Here is an 18,529-nt window from a genome sequence, read left to right as displayed (position 1 = left end):
AACCCGACCCAACTACGAAGGCAACAAAGGTCGCCACCAGTCCACCAATAATCATCCAGTTGATGCGAGATAGCGAAAACTGGATACCTTTGACAGAGTTCTCCAATCCTGAGAACCGCGTATCAATCCGGGCCTCCATTGCCACCCGTCTCTCATCATTAAGAGCGCTTTCAATCTCTCGTTGGCGCTGCCAAGTCTCTAGCATGGGAAGCCGATGATTATTGGTCTGTGTCGCGTGTCGAAGCCCGATAACGCGGGCACAAAGCTATGCTTCTGTCTCTGGCATTGGAGAACTCGGTTCCAGCACCCCCGCAACTTCCCTACCGTGATATGCCCTGCAATTCCCTGACCAGCTTTAATGTCATTTCCAGCCAGATAGACGGCGTTGTCAGGCTTAAGGCTTATCTGCTTCCAGCCCGCGCAGTTGATCGCATTGCTCGCGAAGCCGTTGGGTAAAACGCACGTGTGCAGTTGTTCAAATATTAATCTGCTAAAAAGCCGTGTCATACATAAATAGAAATGGCGAAACTGGCGTAGTGGTACTATGAGTGCCCCATGACCCCCAAAAGCCTAGGCTACACCTTTACACTTCTCGCCGTCACAATTTTCGCGACTCAGGACGGCATTTCGAAGTATCTCGGCTCGCACTATTCGCCCATCTTTGTAACGATGGTGCGTTATTGGGTTTTTGCAGTCTTTGTGATTTTGGTTGCTACGCGCTCAGGCGGCATCGCACATGCGGCCTCAACCAAGCGGCCCGTTTTGCAAGTTCTGCGCGGGATTTTACTCGCATCTGAAATAGTTATTCTGGTTTATGGCCTCAGCCGCGTTGGCATGGCCATGACGCAATCAATCTTTCAAGCAGCACCGCTGCTTATAACGATGCTCTCGGTACCTTTCCTTGGTGAAAAAGTTGGCTGGCGGCGCTGGCTCGCGATTTTTGTCGGCCTTTTCGGCGTCATGCTAATTATCGACCCAACACATGTCCAGTTTGACTGGCAGCTCATGTTTCCGATCACGGCTACCGTACTTTTTGCGTTTTATGCCATTGCAACCCGCGCAGTCAGTAAAACAGACAGCTCTTTGACCAGCTTTTTCTATACAGGTGTAGGCGGTGCAATTGTTCTTACTATGGTTGGCCTGTTTCATTTAGAGTCGATTGCTATCCACGATTGGCCATGGATGGCTGCGCTTTGTGTCACTGGAATTGCAAGTCATTACTGTCTCATCCGCGCCTATGATATTCTTGAAGCTGTCGAAGTTCAGCCCCTCACATATTTGCAGCTGGTCATAGGCGCTTTGATTGCTGTCGTCGTTTTCCATGAACAGCTGTCGTGGAACATAATAGTTGGTGCGATCATCGTTGTCTCGGCAGGCCTGTTCTCGATGTTTAGAGAAAAATTGCGATCAAAGCAGGCTCGATAACATTACGAATTATTAATTGGCCTGTTCATACCAGGTTCACCTACAATGGCTGACATTACTCACACGCCAATCAATGGCGATCAGTATAGAGTAATGGAGTTAAATACTATGAAATCGAAGACATTGTATATTGCAGTTATCGCTTCTGCATTGCTTTCAACTGCTGCGTTCGCACAGGATAAAACCGGCGAAAATACAGCCAAGTCAACGACAGATACTTCCATTACACAAACAGATGGAACAAAAGGGAAGCGCGGACCTATAGACCTTGAAAAGTTCTCTCGTATGGATGAACTGAAGGCTGCCGATACCAATGGTGACGGTGTACTCTCCCGCGATGAAATTGAAGCACTTGCGCTCAAGCGCATGGTGAGCCACGCCGCAGATCGTCTGGAGCGTCGTCTTGATGTGAAGGGCGATGGAAAAATCACGCTGGATGCGATTGAAAAGCAGCGCCAAAAGGAATTCGCAGCGCTTGATCGCAATGAAGATGGCCGACTTGACCACCACGAACTGCGTGCCGCCAGGAAGGCCCACCATGGCGCGAAGGGCCCGCATCACGGAGGCAAAGGCAAGATGGAACACCATCAGCCAAAGCCATAACAGTAAAATAACCATAAAGAAAAGCCCCGCATTGCGGGGCTTTTTTCAATTAGGAACGAATGACACCCTTCTTGAAAATGATATTACCGTAAAGACGCTTTTCACCCGAACGGATGATGGCATAAGCAGCACTTGCGCGATCATAGAAGGCGAAGCGTTCGATAGGGTCAACCGCGATCCTGCGGCCTTCAGCCTTCTCGATAATGGTTTCAAACTCACCAAAGATTGCAGGCGTATCATTCGGCGCTTCCATTACAGCCGCTGGCTTATCGACAAAATCATCGAGGGGTAGCAAGGAAAGGACCGCTTCTGCAACATCAGTCGCGCTGATGCCCGGCAGATCGATCACCTGCACGCCTGAAGCCTGCGCAGGATAATTAGCATCGACGATCACAAGATCGTCGCCATGCCCCATATCCGCAAGCACTTCAAGCAGCGATCCGGTAAGCAATGGATTGATATTTTTAAGCATTGATGGTTTCCGAATGATGGAGTTCTGATCCTCTCACCCTATCTGAAAGCCATAACAAAAAGCAAACGCCGGCTGAATACAGCCGGCGCTTTGATTCAAGCAGATATAAAAGCCTGTTAGTCAGCCTTTGCTTCAATCTCGATCTTGTCGAGAATCGAGAATGGATCCTGAGAAATCGCGACCATTTCCAGTGCGCCAATGCCTCTCTCAGACTTCGACTTCACACTCATTTCAAAGGTATTCGGCTTCGCAATGAATGCGTTGAGCGCTGAAATCACAGCTTCAAGTTTAGGCTGGTCGGCGGCCAGTTCCTGCAAAACAGCACTTGCTATCAAAGTCAGCGTGCTACGCGCTTCTTCGACAGACATGTTGTTTTCATCGGCATAGAATTGAAGACCCTTTTCAGCGAGCCCCTGATTTTCAATCTTGAGATTGACTTCACGTGCCTTGAGACCAAGAAGCGCGACCTGAGTCAGGACCTTATCACCGGAGAAAAACTCCTTGGTAAAGCCCCCCATCAGGCCAGACATGGTCACCTTGCCCATATCTTTGCCACTTAGAGAGAGATCCTTGATCACAAGGCTCTGGCTCGCCTCGTCCCAATTCACTTCAAGGTTCGATGAAATCGTGATCCGGTCATAGCCTAGCGCGCGCAGTTGCTTATACATTTCCTCATTGCTGTCCTGAGGGACAGGCAACGACATGTCTTCGTAGGTGACACGAATATCGGTGGGAATACCATTAAGCGGCTTGTTCAGACCGATCTCATAGCTTTTGAGACCAAACTTCAGACGATGTGGCAAACCATCAGGTTTTGGTACCGGATTACCGTCTTCATCTTCAATATCAATATCGTCAAATGCATTATTGTCGTATGGGAGGTCTGCATCGATCCCCTTGAGAACGATCGTGCCAAATTCGGGCAGCATTGTTGTAAAAGGAAAGCTCTCCATTTCCTCTTCGCTAAGGCCTACAAACTTTTTAACAGCCTCTGCCGAAGGCCCCCAGTTGAAGCCTTTGAGTGAAAACTCGTCCAACTTGATATAGTCCGTGCCATTGCCGGCAGAGAAGCCGTCGAGCGACATATCGAACGTCTTGTTGTCAAATGACATTGCCATCTTTTCGATGGCGCCTTCACCCTTTTCAGGATCGCTCGGCTGGATCTTCATGCCGAGCAGTTCTACATCGCCCTTGCCAATAGTATCGAAAAGGCCGATCAGATTTGCAAAGAACTCTTTTTGCTCTTCCGGCGGAAGTGAATCAATCTTTTGTGCTGCATCCAGCTTCCGCAATATTTCTGTGAACGGCTGCGCAGGCAGGCGCATGGTAATGCCATTGCTGCGAACTTCATCGTAGCTAAAGCTAGACTTGGTGGCCTTCACGACGATGTTCTTGGCAGAAAACGGACCATATACGGGCTGGGCTTCAGTATCGTTTGGACCCGCAGCTTCAGTATAAAGACGTGCGATGAAAACACCGTCGATATCCTTGCCTTCCGAAGTGCCAATAGTTCCCGCCATCCGCTCTTCATTGATCGTGCCATTTTCATCTGGCAGCGAAAGATCGAGATCAAATGTAGCACCACTTGAAGTATAGCGAGCGACATGGCCGTTAACGATATCTTCGAGCGTAACATCCTTATAAGACGTCTTCTGTTCCTTATCGTTCAATATCTGAACAATATTTATTTCCGGAACTGACATACGCTTCGCAGAAAAACGACCTACGCGTTCTGCAAGCGTCAACTCGCCATTACCAAACGTATCACGTAGCATTCCAATATCGAAATTTGCATCGTCGATACGAACGCTTGGCAGCGCAATTTTAAACTGTGCAATCTCGGTTTTGACGTCCTTGGCATCCAACATGCCGCTCAGGAACAAAACTTTCGGGCGTCCTTCAATCGACCCAATCGTGATATCTGCGCCATCTTTCAACGGCAGAACCACATCAGTCAGCTTGATGTTACCAAGAAAATCGGCGGTAACGGAGGCAGCTTTACCGCCACGTCTTTCAAGTTGCGCATTGATGGTCTTTTCGAGTGTAATCTTGTATCCGACTGCACCAGCAGCGGCGATCGCGACAAGCGCTACAGCTGCCCAAAGCGCTTTGCGGCCGCCTTTGCGTTTTCCGCTCGTTGCTTGCTTCACGATTTCTCATCCTTTCAGCGCAATTTCAACGGTATTTGAAGATGATTGGTTAATCACAAGAAATTGTAAGAGCAAGCAGGTTTGGTTGAAATTCGGGCTTTTTAACCTCTCGGTGGAAAAATCCCGCCAATCTGAAAATTTTTTAGTAAAAAATGGGGAATAACTAGCGTAATCGTTTACGTGTGTGCAGGATGACTTCATCGTCAATTTTCATTAGCCGCGCATCGATTCCATAGACTTCTTTCAATAGCGTCGGATTGAGCACCGCTTCCGGCGCACCATCAGCAACAAGCCTCCCACGATCAAGCACAATCAGCCGCGTGCAATACTTCGCAGCCAGACCAAGATCATGCAGCGAGGCGATCACTGTCTTGCTCTCGCTGGCAAGCCCGGCGAAAAGCTCCATCAGTTCCAGCTGATGAGCCGGGTCCAGCCCGGCCACAGGCTCGTCAGCCATGATCACCGGCGTGTCCTGCGCCAATACGCGCGCTATCAAGGCGCGTGCTCTTTCACCGCCCGACAGCTCGTTGGCAGGACGTGACGCCAGTTGATCGACGCCCATGCGCTGCATCGCGGTCGCGACGGCCGCTTCATCGTCATGGTCCAACCCTGCAAACACAGGCTTCAGCGCCGAACGTCCGAGCGACACCAGCATTCTGACTGTTACCGGCCAGGCAACATCACGCTCCTGCGGCAGATATGCGATTATTTTGGCACGATCCGCGACATGCATTCTTCTTAGGTTCGAGCCATCGAGCAGAATATCGCCTGTCGAAGACGTAAGCCCCAAAAGCGCGCGCAACAACGTGGTCTTGCCTGCACCATTCGGACCGATCAGGCCGATAAACTCGCCCTCACCAGCCTTAAAATTAATGGCTTCAAGTACGGTTTTGCGCCCCAGCAAAACATCGAGATTGTGGACTGAAAGTGTCGTCATACCAGCCGCCTCCTATACTTGAAGACAAGCCACAGGAAGAACGGCGCGCCAATGATTGCCGTTAACACTCCAAGCTTTAATTCGCGCCCCGGCATAATCACGCGCACCAGCACATCGGCAGCCAGTAGAAGGGCTGCTCCACCAAAGCCACTGGCAGCAAGTAGCCGCGACGGTTTCGAGCCGACCAGTGGACGTAACAGATGTGGCACCACGAGCCCGACAAAGCCGATTGCTCCGGCCACAGCCGTCGATGCACCAACCGATGCAGCGGTGCCAAGGACCGCAAGAAACTGAACGCGAGAAAGATTGACGCCCATACTGGCCGCAGCATCTGATCCTAGTGTTAGACTATCCAGCGCACGCCCCAGCGAAAATAGCATCACCCAACCGATCAGAATGAAGGGTGCTACGAGCCAAACATGTGTCATAGACCGGTCGGCCAGAGAACCGAGCATCCAGAACACGATTTCCATCGCAGCGAATGGATTGGGCGAAAGATTAAGCGCAAGTGCCGTCATTGCCCCGGCAAGGCTGGTTACGGCAACACCTGCCAGAATAACAGTGAGTGTTCCAGCATGTTGTCCGGCTAGCGTCTTTACCAGAAAAACTGACACAAATGCACCGACCAGCGCCAGCAATGGCAAAGCCAGCGGGAAAGCCTGCGACAGTCCCGTATAGATCGCAATCACCGCACCAAGCGAGGCCGATGAACTCACGCCAAGCAATCCCGGCTCAGCGAGCGGATTTCGCAAATAGCCCTGAAGGGCAGCGCCTGAAAGCCCCAGCGAGGCACCGATCAGTAATGCGAGCAAAGCACGCGGCAGACGGATCTCGCGCATAACCAGCACGATTACATCGCCCTTCCCGGTTAATAGCGCCCGAATACTTTCGCCGGCGCTGATGGAGGCTGGTCCAACCAGCAGCGAGAGCACAAACAGCACCAGAACCATCAAGCCGAGAATAACAAGCAGCAGATAAAAACGACCAGTTTCAGTCACGTGCAGCCTCCGCGAGCTTCGCAACAGCTTCAATACTGAACGGCCCGCCACATACTGTCAGATTATCGTTGAGTGCCACGCTTCGCGTATTCCCTTCAAGCGCACGCAGTGCCGGATGCTCGAAGTTCTGGAATGCCAAAGCCGGTGGCCTCCCGCGCGATCCACGCACCAGAATATCGGGCTTTTCCATGACAAGCAGTTCCAGCGGTAACATAGCCGAGCCACGAACGCCCGCCTTATCGGCAATATTATCAAGCCCGGCCAGACGGATCGCGTCATCAATTAGCGTGCCGCGCCCCGCCGTGTAATTATTCGCATAATAAAGCGCAACGGTCTGTTTATGCTCCGGCTTTTGGATGGCTGAAAGCGCTGCATCCATTTTGGCAATTTGCTGCGCCGCTTCGGTTTCCTTTCCGAGCAATTCGCCCATACGTTTCATATGCGCCTTGATATCCTCAAAGGAGCGTGCAGGCGCAAATTCCTCTACCCGAATACCCAAATCCCGCAATAATCCGACTGTCGCACGCGAAGAAAATGTGCCTGCCAATACCAGATCAGGTTTCATGAGGAAGACTTCCTCAGCCTGCCCATGGTTGACCGGCAACTCACTTGCCCTCTCCGTCATCACAGAGAGGAGCGGATCACGCGAAAGATACGATACTGACTGCAACTGCGTGGCATCTGCCAGCGACATCGCCAATTGATCTGTGCAGACATTGATCGACACCACACGCTTGGGCAGTCCATCCGCGTGAGCGGTATGAAACACAGCGAGAAACAGGCCGACCAGAAGGCCAAACCTGCTTTTCCATAATCTGGACTGCGTATTCATGTTGCGCATCTCGTCAGAAATTCCGCGTCAACCCAATATTGAAGCTGCGCCCCGGAGCATTATAGCCGGATGTTGTCTGGTAATCCTTGTCGAAGATATTCTCCACCGAAAGCTTCAGCTGCGACTGCATGTCGATGTCATACAGTGCGATGAAATCCGCCGTAACGTAAGGATCAAGCTTCTTGGTATTCGAGGCAGTTGTGTAGCGCGAACCGCCATAAAGCAACCGAGCCGTTAGATCGAGCTTATCAACCGGCTTGAAATTCACTTCAGCCGTAGCCTTCACCCGCTCACGATATGGAAGATCGCTATCGTTCTCCTCATCAATTGGCTTCTTGAGGTCGAGTGAGCCTTTCGCTGCCCACATCTCGTTGAAGCTATGAGACAGTGTTGCTTCAAAACCCGTCACTTCTGCACGCGCGATATTGTAGGGCAGATAGGACGGCGCCGTACTCATAATCGCATCACGAAGCCAAGTCTTATAGAAAGCCAGATCAAGACTTGTATCGATGGACGGCTGCCAATTCAGACCAATCTCGTAAGACCTCGATTTTTCCGGCTGCAAATCAGGATTCGCATAGCCGGGATAGTAAAGCTCATTGAAGGTAGGCGCACGAAAGCCGGTGCCGAACGACGAACGCAGCACGAGATCCGGCAGAATTTCGTAGCTCGCGCCAAGATTATACGTAACGATATCGCCAAACTGCTCATTATAGTCGTAGCGCACACCACCATCAAAGCGCAGCGCTTCATATTCAAGCGAATATTGGCCGAATACGGCAGCCAGATCTCGACTTGTTTTGGCATAGTCGGTCGTCGCATTCACTTCCTCGCGGTAAGCTTCAACGCCACCTGTCACGACATGGGAAAAATTACCGGTTTCAAACTGCTTTTCCGTCGAGGCAAAGATCCCATAGCGCTTGGTTTCAAACAGATCAGATCCACTAACGCCTTTACGAAAATTTCGGCTGTGATCGAGACCAGAGCTCAACTCGATGGTCGAAGACCAGTCAGCGCTATGATCGATACGTGCGCCCAGCTTGCCGCTGAATGCTGTTGTGTAAGCTTCATTTGCTGAAGGAGCTTTGGCATCATACTGATTACGTCCACGGCTCAGGAGTCCATCGGTATAAATCTTACCCCAGTCAAAATCTTTCGACAGGGAAAAGTTGAACGACCCCTGCAGAAAACCGTCGCGATCCGGCTCATAGCCAAAAGCTTCCGGCGTTGTAAAATTATATCCCTGCGTGCCTGTGACAGCAGCACCAAAAGCATAGTCTATACCATCTTTGCTGCGCCCCTGAAGCGAACCCGAAGCATAACCGCCCCATGGATGGGTTACACCCGTCGTCACACTGCCGCAGAAGGAACGCTCACCACAGGCCCCACCCTGTTTTGTGATAATGTTGATGACGCCCCCCATCGCATCGGCACCATATTGCGAGGAATGCGCACCTTTTGCGATTTCGATCCGATCAATTGAACTGAGCGGAATATTGGAAAGCGCTGTAGCACCCGTCGTGGCCGAAGCAGTTCGCACGCCATTGACCAGTACCACTGTCTGTTTCGATGACATGCCGCGAATATAGAGACTGGAAGATGATCCCTGCCCGCCATTGGTGGTGATCGAAATTCCCGGATAGTATTGAAGCAGCGATTGCAGATCGGGCGCTGCTGATCGATCGATTTGGTCGCGATCAATGACCGTGACAGATGAAGTGGAGCGTTGCAACGATGTTGCACGCCTCAACGGTGTGACGACGATCGTATCGAGCACAACACCATCCTGTTCACTCGCCCTCGTTTGGGCCAAAGCGTCCAGCGGCAAAACCGCCAGAACAGTCGATGCGAGGTATGTCGATAGCTTGAGAATATGCATTTATTTCCACTCCCTGCGCGCAAGCGTTGCTTCACCGCAGGTGTCAGAAATCAGGGCGCAAGTACCCCGTATTTGTCCCACGGCAACATTTCACAATGTCACCGCTACGGACGGCCGCGACTGGACACCCCTCGTGTCAGCCATGGGTGACTGGATACGGCAGGTCTCCTGACTTCCGGGTCTTCATCGGTCCTCCGCCTTCCCGAACTTGAATGTTCAGTGGCTATGATCGCAACATACGATCATAGGAGGATGACTCGCCGGTTACAGTTGCGGGGGCAGTCCCGGTCTCGGCTCTTCAAACGAGCCTCACCGTGTTCCCTTTTCATCCATCCTTGCGGACAGAACCGTTTCCTGTGCCGAGCGATAGCAAGGCGAAGGCAAATTATCAACTGCAACAATCTGCCCCATCTGAATCACATTCAGAGAGAAGCAGTATAAATTGTTCAATTATATAGATTTATCACCTCAGGAAGTCGCGGAAACGACGCAAGGCAAAATAGAAAAGAGCACTTCCTATCACAATCATGGCCAGCAATTGCGGCCACACAACACTCAATCCCGCGCCTCGAAACAGCACCGATTGCGCGAGCATTACGAAATGGGTATTGGGTGCCGCCAGCATGATGTTCTGGATAATTTCCGGCATGCTTTCGCGCGGCGTTGTACCACCTGATAGAACCTGCAGCGGTAGCAGAACCAGCATAAGCAAAAGCCCGAACTGCGGCATTGATCCAGCAATCGTTGCGAGGAAGATGCCAAGGCTTGTCGTCGCAAAAAGCTGCAATGCGGCTCCTGCTAAAAACAGAGTCAGCGAACCATTGATCGGTACTGCCAGAATGCCTTGCACAACAACAATCAGCGAAAAGGCCGTTGCCACCAGCACCACCATACCCATCGACCAAACCTTGGATACCATAATCTCAAGTGGCGTCACCGGCATGACCAGCAAATGCTCGATAGTGCCGTGCTCACGCTCTCGAATAAGCGCTGCGCCTGTCAGAATAATTGAAAGCATGGTCACCGATGAGATGACATTGGTGATTGCTCCAAACCAGCCTTTGTTCAGTTCCTGATTGAACCGCGCACGTAAACCTAATCCTACGACCGCTTCTGCATCGCCACGATAGCGATTAACAAACTCGTTCACTTCGCTGGAAACAATCGACTGTACATAACCGCCACCGGTAAAGGCCTGGCTCATGCGGGTTGCATCGATATTCAGCTGTATGGTTGGCGAACGCCCGGCGAGCAGATCGCGCTGAAAGTTTGGCGGGATATTAAGCGCAAACGTATCGAGGCCGGAATCCATCCGCTGATCCATCTCATGAGAGGTGATAAGCTTCGGAGGCACAAAATACGGCGGGTAAAACGCAGTTGTGATACGGCCAGAAACTGGCGACTGATCCTCATCAACGATTGCAATCGCCGCGTTGTTGAGGTTTTCCGGCATAGCTTTCGCAGCCGTATAAATCGCAAGCGTGAAGGCGTAAACGATGAGCAGGAGAAGCATAGGGTCGCGTGCCAGCCCGCGCAGTTCCTTGACCCCAAGCTGGAAAATATTGGAAATCCGCATCTCAGCCCGCCTGTTTTTTGAGAAGTAGAATGCCAAGAATGGTTAGAACCGGTATGGTAATGAGCAGTGGCACAAATGATCCGGCGAGATCGGAAAAGTCCAGCGCCTTCGAAAAAGTCCCGCGCGAAATCGTCACGAAATAAGTCGTCGGATAAATCTTGCCAATAAAGGCACCAGCCCCCTGCAAAGACGAGACAGGGTCGATAATGCCGGAATATTGCACCGCCGGAATGAGCGTCAGCAATGCAGTGCCGAAGATCGCTGCAATCTGGCTATTGATAAAGGTAGAGATCACCAAGCCCATACCAGTTGTTATGATGACATAGAGAAGCGCTGCCGTGGCATAGGTCAGGAAACTGCCTGTAAACGGCACACGGAATATGAAAACCGCAAAGGCGGTTAGCATCAGGAAGTTGAGGAAGGCCAGCGCGATATAAGGTAGCTGTTTGCCGAGCAGAAACTCAAACTTCGTCACCGGCGTCACATAGAAATTTATGATCGAGCCAAGCTCCTTCTCTCGCACGACACTCAGAACTGCCAGCATGGCCGGGATCATCAGCAAAAGCAGCGGGATAACCGCCGGCACCATGGCTACAAGGCTCTGGACGTCCGGGTTGTAGCGATAACGAATTTCCAAATTGAAATTGCCGACAGTGGCCGCGCTTCCATAAAGTTCGCGCGCCTTTTGCGTCAGCCAGTTAGCGTGCATGCCTTGAACATAACCGCGCAGGGTTTCCGCACGCGTCGGCATGGCGCCATCAATCCACGCACCTATTTCGACAGGACGGCCACGCGCGACATTGCTACCGAAATTCGGCGGAATTTCAATCGCCAGACTGATTTCACCCTTACGCATCCGCCGATCAAGATCATCATAATCGGTGATGGGTGCTTTTTCGGTGAAATACCGGGAACCTGCAAGCTGCTGGGTATAATCCCGGCTGATCGTCGTATCATCACGATCCAGAACCGCAAATGTAAGATCCTCGACATCGAGATTGATACCATATCCAATCACGAACATGAGGATCACAGTACCGAGAATGGCCAATGTCGCCCGGATCGGATCGCGCTTTAACTCCAGTGCTTCCCGACGCGAAAAAGCCAGCATTCGCCGAGGATTTGGCAGCCAGCTAACCGTTGGTGTCTTGCTTTTCTCAACCTTTGCAGGCTGAACCTTCACAGCTTCCTGAACTTCCTTCTCAGGCGCTGTTTCGCCAATTGCTTCTTCGAGATATGCAATGAAAGCGTCTTCAAGTGTTGCTGCATTGCGGCTTGCGGTAATGGCTTTTGGCGTATCGCTGATTAACACCTTACCGGCATGCATCAGAGAGATACGATCACACAATTCCGCTTCATTCATGAAATGTGTCGACACGAAAATCGTGACATTGTCGTTCCGGGACAGATCGGCAAGGATTTGCCAGAAAGCATCGCGTGCAACCGGATCGACGCCAGAAGTAGGCTCATCAAGAATGAGAATATCCGGCGAATGGATCAGCGCCACAGCCAGCGACAGGCGCTGGCGGATACCGAGCGGCATCGAGTCGGGCAGATCATCCAAAACCCCAGCCAAATCAAACCTTTGGGTTAGTTCCTTGATTCTGCGTTTGGTATCGTCCTCTGCCATGCCAAACAGTTTGGCGTGAAGCTCCAGATTCTGGTGAACGGTCAGTTCGGAATAGAGTGAAAACGCCTGCGACATGTAGCCAACATGACGGCGTATATCGATATCCTTCGGGTCGACCTCACGTCCAAACAGCCTGGCTGTGCCTTCGCTTGCGGGTAACAAACCAGTCAAGACCTTCATCGTCGTGGATTTACCGCAGCCATTCGAGCCAAGAAAGCCGAAGATCTCACCGCGAGGAATACGAAAACTCACATTGTCGACGGCAGTGAAATTGCCAAATCGCACAGTGACATGCTCGGCTTCTATTGCAATACCGCTATCTGCATTTACGTCGCGCGGGGGCATAACAACTTCGGTGTGATCCCGCGTAAGCTCTTCCGGCAAAAGCGCAATAAAGGCAGCATCCAAGTTGGGTGTCTTGGTTTTCTCAAGCAGTTCGTGCGGCGTACCGGTCGCAAGAATCTGGCCATCATTCATCGCAACAAGCCAGTCAAAACGCTCCGCTTCTTCCATATAGGCGGTGGCCACAATAACGCTCATGCCGGGGCGATCTTTGCGGATATCGTCGATCAGTTCCCAGAACTGGCGACGGGACAAGGGGTCAACGCCCGTTGTCGGCTCATCAAGGATAAGCAAATCGGGGTCGTGAATCAACGAACAGCAAAGGCTGGTCTTTTGCTTCATCCCGCCGGAAAGCTTACCCGCCGGACGATCCGCAAAAGGCGACATGCCCGTCCGCGCCAGAAGATCGGCAATGCGGCGTTCGCGCTCATGCTTGTCATGGCCAAACAGCCGACCAAAAAACTCTATATTCTCAAAGACAGAGAGCGTTGGATAAAGATTCTTCCCCAACCCTTGCGGCATATAGGCAATACGCGGAAACGCCGACCGGCGATGGCGCTTGTCGGCAATGTCGCCACCCAGAACTTCTACCCTGCCCTTTTGCATAACGCGAGCGCCAGCAATCAGCGACAGAAGGCTTGACTTGCCAACGCCATCGGGGCCGATCAAGCCCACCATGCAACCTGAAGGCACGTTGAGCGAAATGTCGCGCAATGCTTCCGTTGATCCATAAGACAGCTTCACGCCGTCGGCGCGGATGACAAAGCTGCCGTCATCCACGCCAGCCTTTATCGAAGCCGCAATCATTTTACTGTTTCCGCAAGGTTTTTCGGCCATTCAGCACTTGGGTCAAGTTTCACGTAAGCCATGCCCGGAAGTCCCGTTTTGACCTGCTGAATATATTTCTGAAGCAATTCCTGAGGGATTTTTGCCTTAACGCGGAACATGAGCTTCTGACGCTCTTCCTCCGTCTCAACCGACTTTGGCGTGAATTGCGCAACATCGGCTACGAAACTGATCGTGGCAGGGATCACATATTGAGGTGCTGCATCAAGTACGATACGCGCGTCAGCACCTATGGCCACTCGGCCAGCCTGTGAAGTCGGCAGGAAGAAAGTCATATAGACATCGCTGACATCGACCAGGTTAAGCACGCGTCCGCCAGCCGACAGCACTTCACCCGGCTGAGCAACGCGGTACTGAACACGGCCCGGCTTCGGCGAACGCAATGTGGCATCGTTGATGTCCGTGTCGATGGTGGCAATCGCCGCTTTTGCAGCTTCAACGGCGGCCTCCGCATCAACAACTTGAGCTTGTGCAGCGCTGATTGCAGCCGCTGTTGCAGCCAGTTGCGCCTTGGCTGCCGCTACGGCTGCCTCAGCACCCTGTGCCGTAGCGCGATCATCATCCAGCACCTGCTGGGAGACCGTGCGTGATTCTGAAAGTTGTTGCGAACGAACGAGACGGCGTTTGGCGGCATCCAGTTGCGCCTCGCGCTGCGCGACTATTGCCTGTGCCGAGGTCTGCTCGGCTTCACGCTGGGCAACCAAGCTCTTGGCTGTTTCAATGCTTATTTCTGCGCGACGAAGTTGCGCCTCCGCCTGTTTGCGCTGACTCTCGAGCTGGGCAGTATCCATGCGCGCCAGAACTTCATCGGCCTCAACAAACTGCCCTTCATCGGCCAGAATTTCGCGGATGCGTCCGGGGCTTTTGGTGGATACATCGATCTCGACGGCTTCAATTCGCCCGTTTCCGGCAGCAATACCTTCCGGCAATCCGGGGGCGCTCAATGCTTTAAAGGCATAGTAGCCCCCGACGGCCAGAACTACGACAATACCAGTTGCGATCCACTGCTTGCGATTGAACCCCATACCCAAACATCCTCTGCATCATCATTTCTTTGGTCGCACAGTAACCACGTACTTCAGTCAACCGCTGTCAGATCGAAAAACTGTATTCAAATCGAGAACGCACACATTCATTGAAAGTAACTATACCCAAATGAACCACAACTTCATGCAGTAAATCATAATCCATATGAGAAAATTCGCGGGTGCTGATTGAGAGAGATGGAGGGCAATGTTGACAGCACCCGCTGGCTGTCGATCGGGGCAACACTGCAAAAAAAGATCGCGCTGGTGCGCTCGACAGATCCTTGAATAAGAGATTCTTAGCCGGGATGTCGCTTTGGTTGGGCCTCGACATCCCGGGCCATCAGTTCTGGTGGAACCTGACAACAATCAATCACTAACACCAGCGCACAGATATTTTCTTTGATTTAAATCAATGAGATAATAATTACTCGCATTTCGTCGCATTATTTTCGGGCGCGGCACTTGCCCCAGCTCTTTTTCAGATACGCAGAAACGCTTTTAAATTTGGAATCCGACAGGAAACCGTGCCGGAAAAGTATACTGCCTTTGACCTCTGGTATGGCATTGTTGAGATCAAGCTGACGCTTGATTTCATCCACGCCATTTCCGGCGAGCCATTCGGGCTCCGTCTTGGTCGCGCTCCCAGCGCGATAAAGCGCGATACCGATATAAAGATCAGTCTTTGTACCCCTGACAGTATCCGCCCACCATTTTACGATGGGGCCATAAGGCACATCTTTGCGACCTGATGACCAATAGACCTGCGGAGCAATATAATCGATCAAACCATCCTTAATCCAGGCACGTGTATCGGCAAAGTCGCCATCATAGTTGGTTTTACCGGCACGCGTTGGCGAGCCGAGCGGATCGTCCATTTGATTGCGCCAGACACCACCAGGACTTATGCCAAAACGAACATGCGGTTTGATCGCTTTGATCTTGTTCGAGATTTCCTGCACCAAAGTGTAAGTGTTGTAGCGCCGCCAATCTTGCTTGCTGGAAAAGCGTGTCCCGAAACGCTTGAATGTCTTGTCGTCCTTGAGCGGTGAGCCTTGCGTTTCGTAATAGAAGTAGTCGTCGAACTGGATACCATCGACATCGTATTTCTGAACAACTTCGGCTGCGATGTTTGTCACCCAATTGCGTACGGCCGGTATACCCGGGTCAAGCACATAGCGCTCCGCAGATATGCCAACCCAACCGGGATTGGTTTTGTAAACACTGGCCGGGGAATCGCTGGACGAATTTATCAGTTCTTTGCGTGTTGCGGGGCGAATATCCATCGAAACACGATAGGGATTAAGCCATGCATGAAGCTCTATTCCGCGCTTGTGTGCTTCTGAAATCGCAAACCGCAAGGGATCAAATCCCGGGTCTTTTCCCAGTTTGCCTGTCAGATAGGACGACCAAGGCAGATAGTCAGATTTATAGAAAGCATCAGCGGCCGGTGAAACCTGAAAAATCACGGCATTGATGCCATGTTCGGACGCCTCATCAAACATCCGCACCAGTTCCTGCTTCTGAAGCTTTACGCGCTCGGAATCATCATCAATCTGCGTGGATATTCGGGACGGCCAGTCTAGGTTAAGGACAGTTGCAACCCAACTCGCATGAAAAGTATCGCAATCAAGTGGCATGGATTAACGAAGTCCCATTCTATTCTAATATCAACGCATAAGCTGTTTGATATGATCACTCTGCTAGGCTACCTACTTTAATTGTTCATAAAGACAAAGCGAGGGCATGATGTATAAGAATATCCTGATCACCACTGATGGCTCAGAATTTGCAGAACGCGGCCTTATTCATGGCTTTGACACAGCAAAAGCCATGGGAAGCAAGGTGACTGTCCTTACCGTTACCGCGCCCTATTCGCTTTCCGGCCTGCCCGGTGGTTTTACTGATAGCCCAGCATTCATCGAGCGTTACGAAGAAGAATGGAACAATTACGCTGACGCCGCATTTGCGCGCGCCCGCGAACTGGCGGGCGAAGCTGGCGTTGAAATTCACACATTACATGTCGTGGCACAGCATCCCGCCACCTCAATCATCGAAACCGCAAAAGAATTGCGCAATGATCTGATTGTGATGGCATCACATGGGCGCCGTGGCTTGAAGGGCCTGCTGCTTGGTAGTCAGACACACGAAGTGGTCACACGCAGCACCGTGCCGGTTCTTGTTGTTCGCTAAAGCATTTCCAGCAAAAGCGCAAAGCGGTTTTGCGTAGGCTAATTCCTAGAAAGAAAGGATTAGAGCGGTTCAGACGATTCTATTAGAATAGGAGCCGCCGCAACGAAATTAGCCGGCCTGATGACCGGTGGCGCTTTCAATATCAACGCGGAAGAAAATTGGTTCCAATTTGCGTTGCTCGCCGCCACCGGTGATAGTCTTTGTATAGGCAGGTTCCCACCAAGCCGGCTCATTTGAAAGCATGTTAACAATAGCGGCTTTCTCTTCATCCCGCCTGATCTCACGATAGTGACCATTGACCACAACGCTGCGCCACTCCGTTTTAGAAATAATGTGGTCGAACAGAATACAGACCGCATCATTCTTGCGCATAGCCTCGGTCTTTTGACCATCGGTGGTGAAAGAATAAAGCGCGCCACCACTGAAGCGAAATCCGAGCGGCACCACAAAAGGTCGATTATCAAGGACATAGCCGAGCCGCCCGATTGGGGTGTGCTGGATCATATCGCGGACATCAATTTCAGACATTTCCTTGATTATCATGACACAGGTCCCTCATGAAGCTAATCGGTCATCAGATTATTATAGGGCGGCAATGGCGCTTTGGCTGTAGTCAAAAAATCAAAATCAGACGAATAAGCGGCCCTCTGCAATTTTGACCGCTGTGCCGCCAATACGCGCACCGCTAAGGGTTTGCTTCGACACATCGAGTTCAAGCCGAATACGCGATGGGCGCCCCATCTCCATGCCCTGTTCGATCCACCATTGGGAACTGCCGTCCACGGGCTTATCCTTGGTCAGGATCATACCTCCAAATGCTGCAGCAGCAGATCCCGTCGCAGGATCCTCGTAGACGTTCGAACCGGTCACGAACATACGTGTATGATAGTTGCTATCGAAAAGAATCGTCTCGCGACAATAAACATAGATCGGCAATGGCCGCTCACCGACATGCGGAAGGCTTTCACTCACATAAACAGGGTCTATAGAAACTTTGGCCGCGGCAATCAGGTTGTGCACGGGAACAAGAAGATAAGGTGTCCCTGCACTCCAGACTTCCGGAACATGGTTTTCAAAACCAATCTCATGTGTGCCAAGTCCGATTGCGGCAGCGGCCTCTTCTTTCTCGATCTTGATATCAACCTTCTCCGGCAGGCGAGGCAGATCAAATTCTGCAAAAGCACTATTTTCACCTAAGATTACACCACAGCGAACAACGCCAACTTTCTCCTCCAGTGTCACAAGCCGATCCGATTCGTCTCCCGTCTTGCGATGGCGTGCGAGAGATACGGCAGCTCCAACTGTTGGGTGACCGGCAAAGGGCAGCTCGTAATCCGGTGTGAAAATACGAACCGCTGCTTCATGGACAGGATTTTCAGGCGGAAAGATAAAAACCGTTTCAGACAGATTGAATTCTCGCGCGATAGCCTGCATACGCGCGTCCGTAAGCCCTTCACTCTCATGAACAACGGCCAGCGGATTTCCAGCCAGAGCCTTATCGGCGAAAACGTCGAAAATCTCATAATACCGGCCGGCACTCACAGCTTCGGTCATCGTTCACATCTCCCTCACATCAGACAGCCCATAAGCCCTGCTTCGCGAGAATAGTCAATTTCTTGAT

At 51.6% G+C, this 18,529-nt stretch carries 16 protein-coding genes and 1 riboswitch; of the genes, 4 read left to right on the top strand and 12 right to left on the bottom strand.

Translation table 11 applies throughout. From position 1 onward, the window contains the following. The first annotated feature begins 267 nt into the window (after window positions 1–267). The 3 genes from H5024_RS06015 (at window position 268) to H5024_RS06005 (ending at window position 2,028) form a co-directional block, all read left to right on the top strand. On the top strand, window positions 268–456 hold the full coding sequence (locus H5024_RS06015; RefSeq protein ID WP_187544479.1) for a hypothetical protein: 189 nt from the start codon (window positions 268–270) through the stop codon (window positions 454–456). Between the two features lie 99 nt (window positions 457–555). Then, window positions 556–1,425 carry a DMT family transporter gene (locus H5024_RS06010; RefSeq protein WP_187544478.1) on the top strand — a complete coding sequence of 290 codons (870 nt, stop codon included), beginning with the start codon at window positions 556–558 and terminating at the stop codon, window positions 1,423–1,425. A gap of 108 nt (window positions 1,426–1,533) precedes the next feature. Continuing rightward, complete coding sequence (locus H5024_RS06005; protein WP_187544477.1) at window positions 1,534–2,028, top strand: calcium-binding protein; 495 nt, start codon at window positions 1,534–1,536, stop codon at window positions 2,026–2,028. A 49-nt stretch (window positions 2,029–2,077) separates the two neighbouring features. On the opposite strand, the gene H5024_RS06000 is transcribed toward H5024_RS06005, so the two are convergent. The 10 genes from H5024_RS06000 to H5024_RS05955 form a co-directional block, all read right to left on the bottom strand. Beyond that, entirely contained in the window at window positions 2,078–2,500 is a 423-nt protein-coding gene (locus H5024_RS06000; RefSeq protein WP_187544476.1) for an RbsD/FucU domain-containing protein, read from the bottom strand. Between the two features lie 116 nt (window positions 2,501–2,616). After that, complete coding sequence (locus H5024_RS05995) at window positions 2,617–4,650, bottom strand: hypothetical protein (protein WP_187544475.1); 2,034 nt, start codon at window positions 4,648–4,650, stop codon at window positions 2,617–2,619. Window positions 4,651–4,813: 163 nt separating this feature from the next. Next, complete coding sequence (locus H5024_RS05990) at window positions 4,814–5,587, bottom strand: ABC transporter ATP-binding protein (protein WP_187544474.1); 774 nt, start codon at window positions 5,585–5,587, stop codon at window positions 4,814–4,816. After that, window positions 5,584–6,585, bottom strand: coding sequence for an iron ABC transporter permease (locus H5024_RS05985; protein WP_187544473.1), 1,002 nt, complete (start codon window positions 6,583–6,585; stop codon window positions 5,584–5,586). Before H5024_RS05985 ends, H5024_RS05990 begins: the two co-directional genes overlap by 4 nt. Then, window positions 6,578–7,417: an ABC transporter substrate-binding protein gene (locus H5024_RS05980; protein WP_187544472.1), complete on the bottom strand. Its 840-nt coding sequence runs from the start codon at window positions 7,415–7,417 to the stop codon at window positions 6,578–6,580. Before H5024_RS05980 ends, H5024_RS05985 begins: the two co-directional genes overlap by 8 nt. Before the next feature lie 13 nt (window positions 7,418–7,430). After that, the gene (locus tag H5024_RS05975; protein WP_187544471.1) at window positions 7,431–9,296 is read right to left on the bottom strand and encodes a TonB-dependent receptor; all 1,866 of its coding nucleotides are present in this window, start codon (window positions 9,294–9,296) and stop codon (window positions 7,431–7,433) included. 140 nt (window positions 9,297–9,436) lie between these two features. Then, window positions 9,437–9,663: riboswitch (cobalamin riboswitch) on the bottom strand. A 96-nt stretch (window positions 9,664–9,759) separates the two neighbouring features. Then, the gene (locus H5024_RS05970) at window positions 9,760–10,872 is read right to left on the bottom strand and encodes an ABC transporter permease (RefSeq protein WP_187544470.1); all 1,113 of its coding nucleotides are present in this window, start codon (window positions 10,870–10,872) and stop codon (window positions 9,760–9,762) included. Window position 10,873: 1 nt separating this feature from the next. Next, entirely contained in the window at window positions 10,874–13,651 is a 2,778-nt protein-coding gene (gene rbbA, locus H5024_RS05965) for a ribosome-associated ATPase/putative transporter RbbA (RefSeq protein WP_187544469.1), read from the bottom strand. Next, a complete protein-coding gene (locus H5024_RS05960) occupies window positions 13,648–14,715 on the bottom strand; it encodes an HlyD family efflux transporter periplasmic adaptor subunit (protein WP_187544468.1) in 1,068 nt (355 codons plus the stop codon). Before H5024_RS05960 ends, rbbA begins: the two co-directional genes overlap by 4 nt. Window positions 14,716–15,161: 446 nt before the next feature. Further along, window positions 15,162–16,355 (bottom strand): glycoside hydrolase family 10 protein, encoded by a 1,194-nt coding sequence (locus H5024_RS05955; protein WP_187544467.1) that lies wholly within the window; start codon window positions 16,353–16,355, stop codon window positions 15,162–15,164. A 109-nt stretch (window positions 16,356–16,464) separates the two neighbouring features. Here H5024_RS05955 and H5024_RS05950 point away from each other — a divergent pair, with 109 nt between their 5' ends. Further along, window positions 16,465–16,908 carry a universal stress protein gene (locus H5024_RS05950; RefSeq protein WP_187546653.1) on the top strand — a complete coding sequence of 148 codons (444 nt, stop codon included), beginning with the start codon at window positions 16,465–16,467 and terminating at the stop codon, window positions 16,906–16,908. A gap of 108 nt (window positions 16,909–17,016) precedes the next feature. On the opposite strand, the gene H5024_RS05945 is transcribed toward H5024_RS05950, so the two are convergent. Together H5024_RS05945 and H5024_RS05940 are read right to left on the bottom strand one after the other, a co-directional pair. Continuing rightward, entirely contained in the window at window positions 17,017–17,451 is a 435-nt protein-coding gene (locus H5024_RS05945; protein WP_187544466.1) for a pyridoxamine 5'-phosphate oxidase family protein, read from the bottom strand. Window positions 17,452–17,535: 84 nt separating this feature from the next. Further along, window positions 17,536–18,462, bottom strand: coding sequence for a PhzF family phenazine biosynthesis protein (locus H5024_RS05940; protein WP_187544465.1), 927 nt, complete (start codon window positions 18,460–18,462; stop codon window positions 17,536–17,538). Between the last annotated feature and the right edge of the window lie 67 nt (window positions 18,463–18,529).

Origin of the sequence: Ochrobactrum sp. Marseille-Q0166 (assembly GCF_014397025.1) — a bacterium.
GTDB lineage: Bacteria > Pseudomonadota > Alphaproteobacteria > Rhizobiales > Rhizobiaceae > Brucella.
This window is presented reverse-complemented; position numbering and strand designations above follow the sequence as displayed.

Excerpts from the sequence above, each read along its gene's own strand:
- H5024_RS06015 (WP_187544479.1), top strand. The coding sequence starts at position 268 with ATGCTTCTGTCTCTGGCATTGGAGAACTCGGTTCCAGCACCCCCGCAA.
- H5024_RS06010 (WP_187544478.1), top strand. The coding sequence starts at position 556 with ATGACCCCCAAAAGCCTAGGCTACACCTTTACACTTCTCGCCGTCACA.
- H5024_RS06005 (WP_187544477.1), top strand. The coding sequence starts at position 1,534 with ATGAAATCGAAGACATTGTATATTGCAGTTATCGCTTCTGCATTGCTT.
- H5024_RS06000 (WP_187544476.1), bottom strand. The coding sequence starts at position 2,500 with ATGCTTAAAAATATCAATCCATTGCTTACCGGATCGCTGCTTGAAGTG.
- H5024_RS05990 (WP_187544474.1), bottom strand. The coding sequence starts at position 5,587 with ATGACGACACTTTCAGTCCACAATCTCGATGTTTTGCTGGGGCGCAAA.
- H5024_RS05980 (WP_187544472.1), bottom strand. The coding sequence starts at position 7,417 with ATGAATACGCAGTCCAGATTATGGAAAAGCAGGTTTGGCCTTCTGGTC.
- H5024_RS05975 (WP_187544471.1), bottom strand. The coding sequence starts at position 9,296 with ATGCATATTCTCAAGCTATCGACATACCTCGCATCGACTGTTCTGGCG.
- H5024_RS05970 (WP_187544470.1), bottom strand. The coding sequence starts at position 10,872 with ATGCGGATTTCCAATATTTTCCAGCTTGGGGTCAAGGAACTGCGCGGG.
- rbbA (WP_187544469.1), bottom strand. The coding sequence starts at position 13,651 with ATGATTGCGGCTTCGATAAAGGCTGGCGTGGATGACGGCAGCTTTGTC.
- H5024_RS05960 (WP_187544468.1), bottom strand. The coding sequence starts at position 14,715 with ATGGGGTTCAATCGCAAGCAGTGGATCGCAACTGGTATTGTCGTAGTT.
- H5024_RS05955 (WP_187544467.1), bottom strand. The coding sequence starts at position 16,355 with ATGCCACTTGATTGCGATACTTTTCATGCGAGTTGGGTTGCAACTGTC.
- H5024_RS05950 (WP_187546653.1), top strand. The coding sequence starts at position 16,465 with ATGTATAAGAATATCCTGATCACCACTGATGGCTCAGAATTTGCAGAA.
- H5024_RS05945 (WP_187544466.1), bottom strand. The coding sequence starts at position 17,451 with ATGATAATCAAGGAAATGTCTGAAATTGATGTCCGCGATATGATCCAG.
- H5024_RS05940 (WP_187544465.1), bottom strand. The coding sequence starts at position 18,462 with ATGACCGAAGCTGTGAGTGCCGGCCGGTATTATGAGATTTTCGACGTT.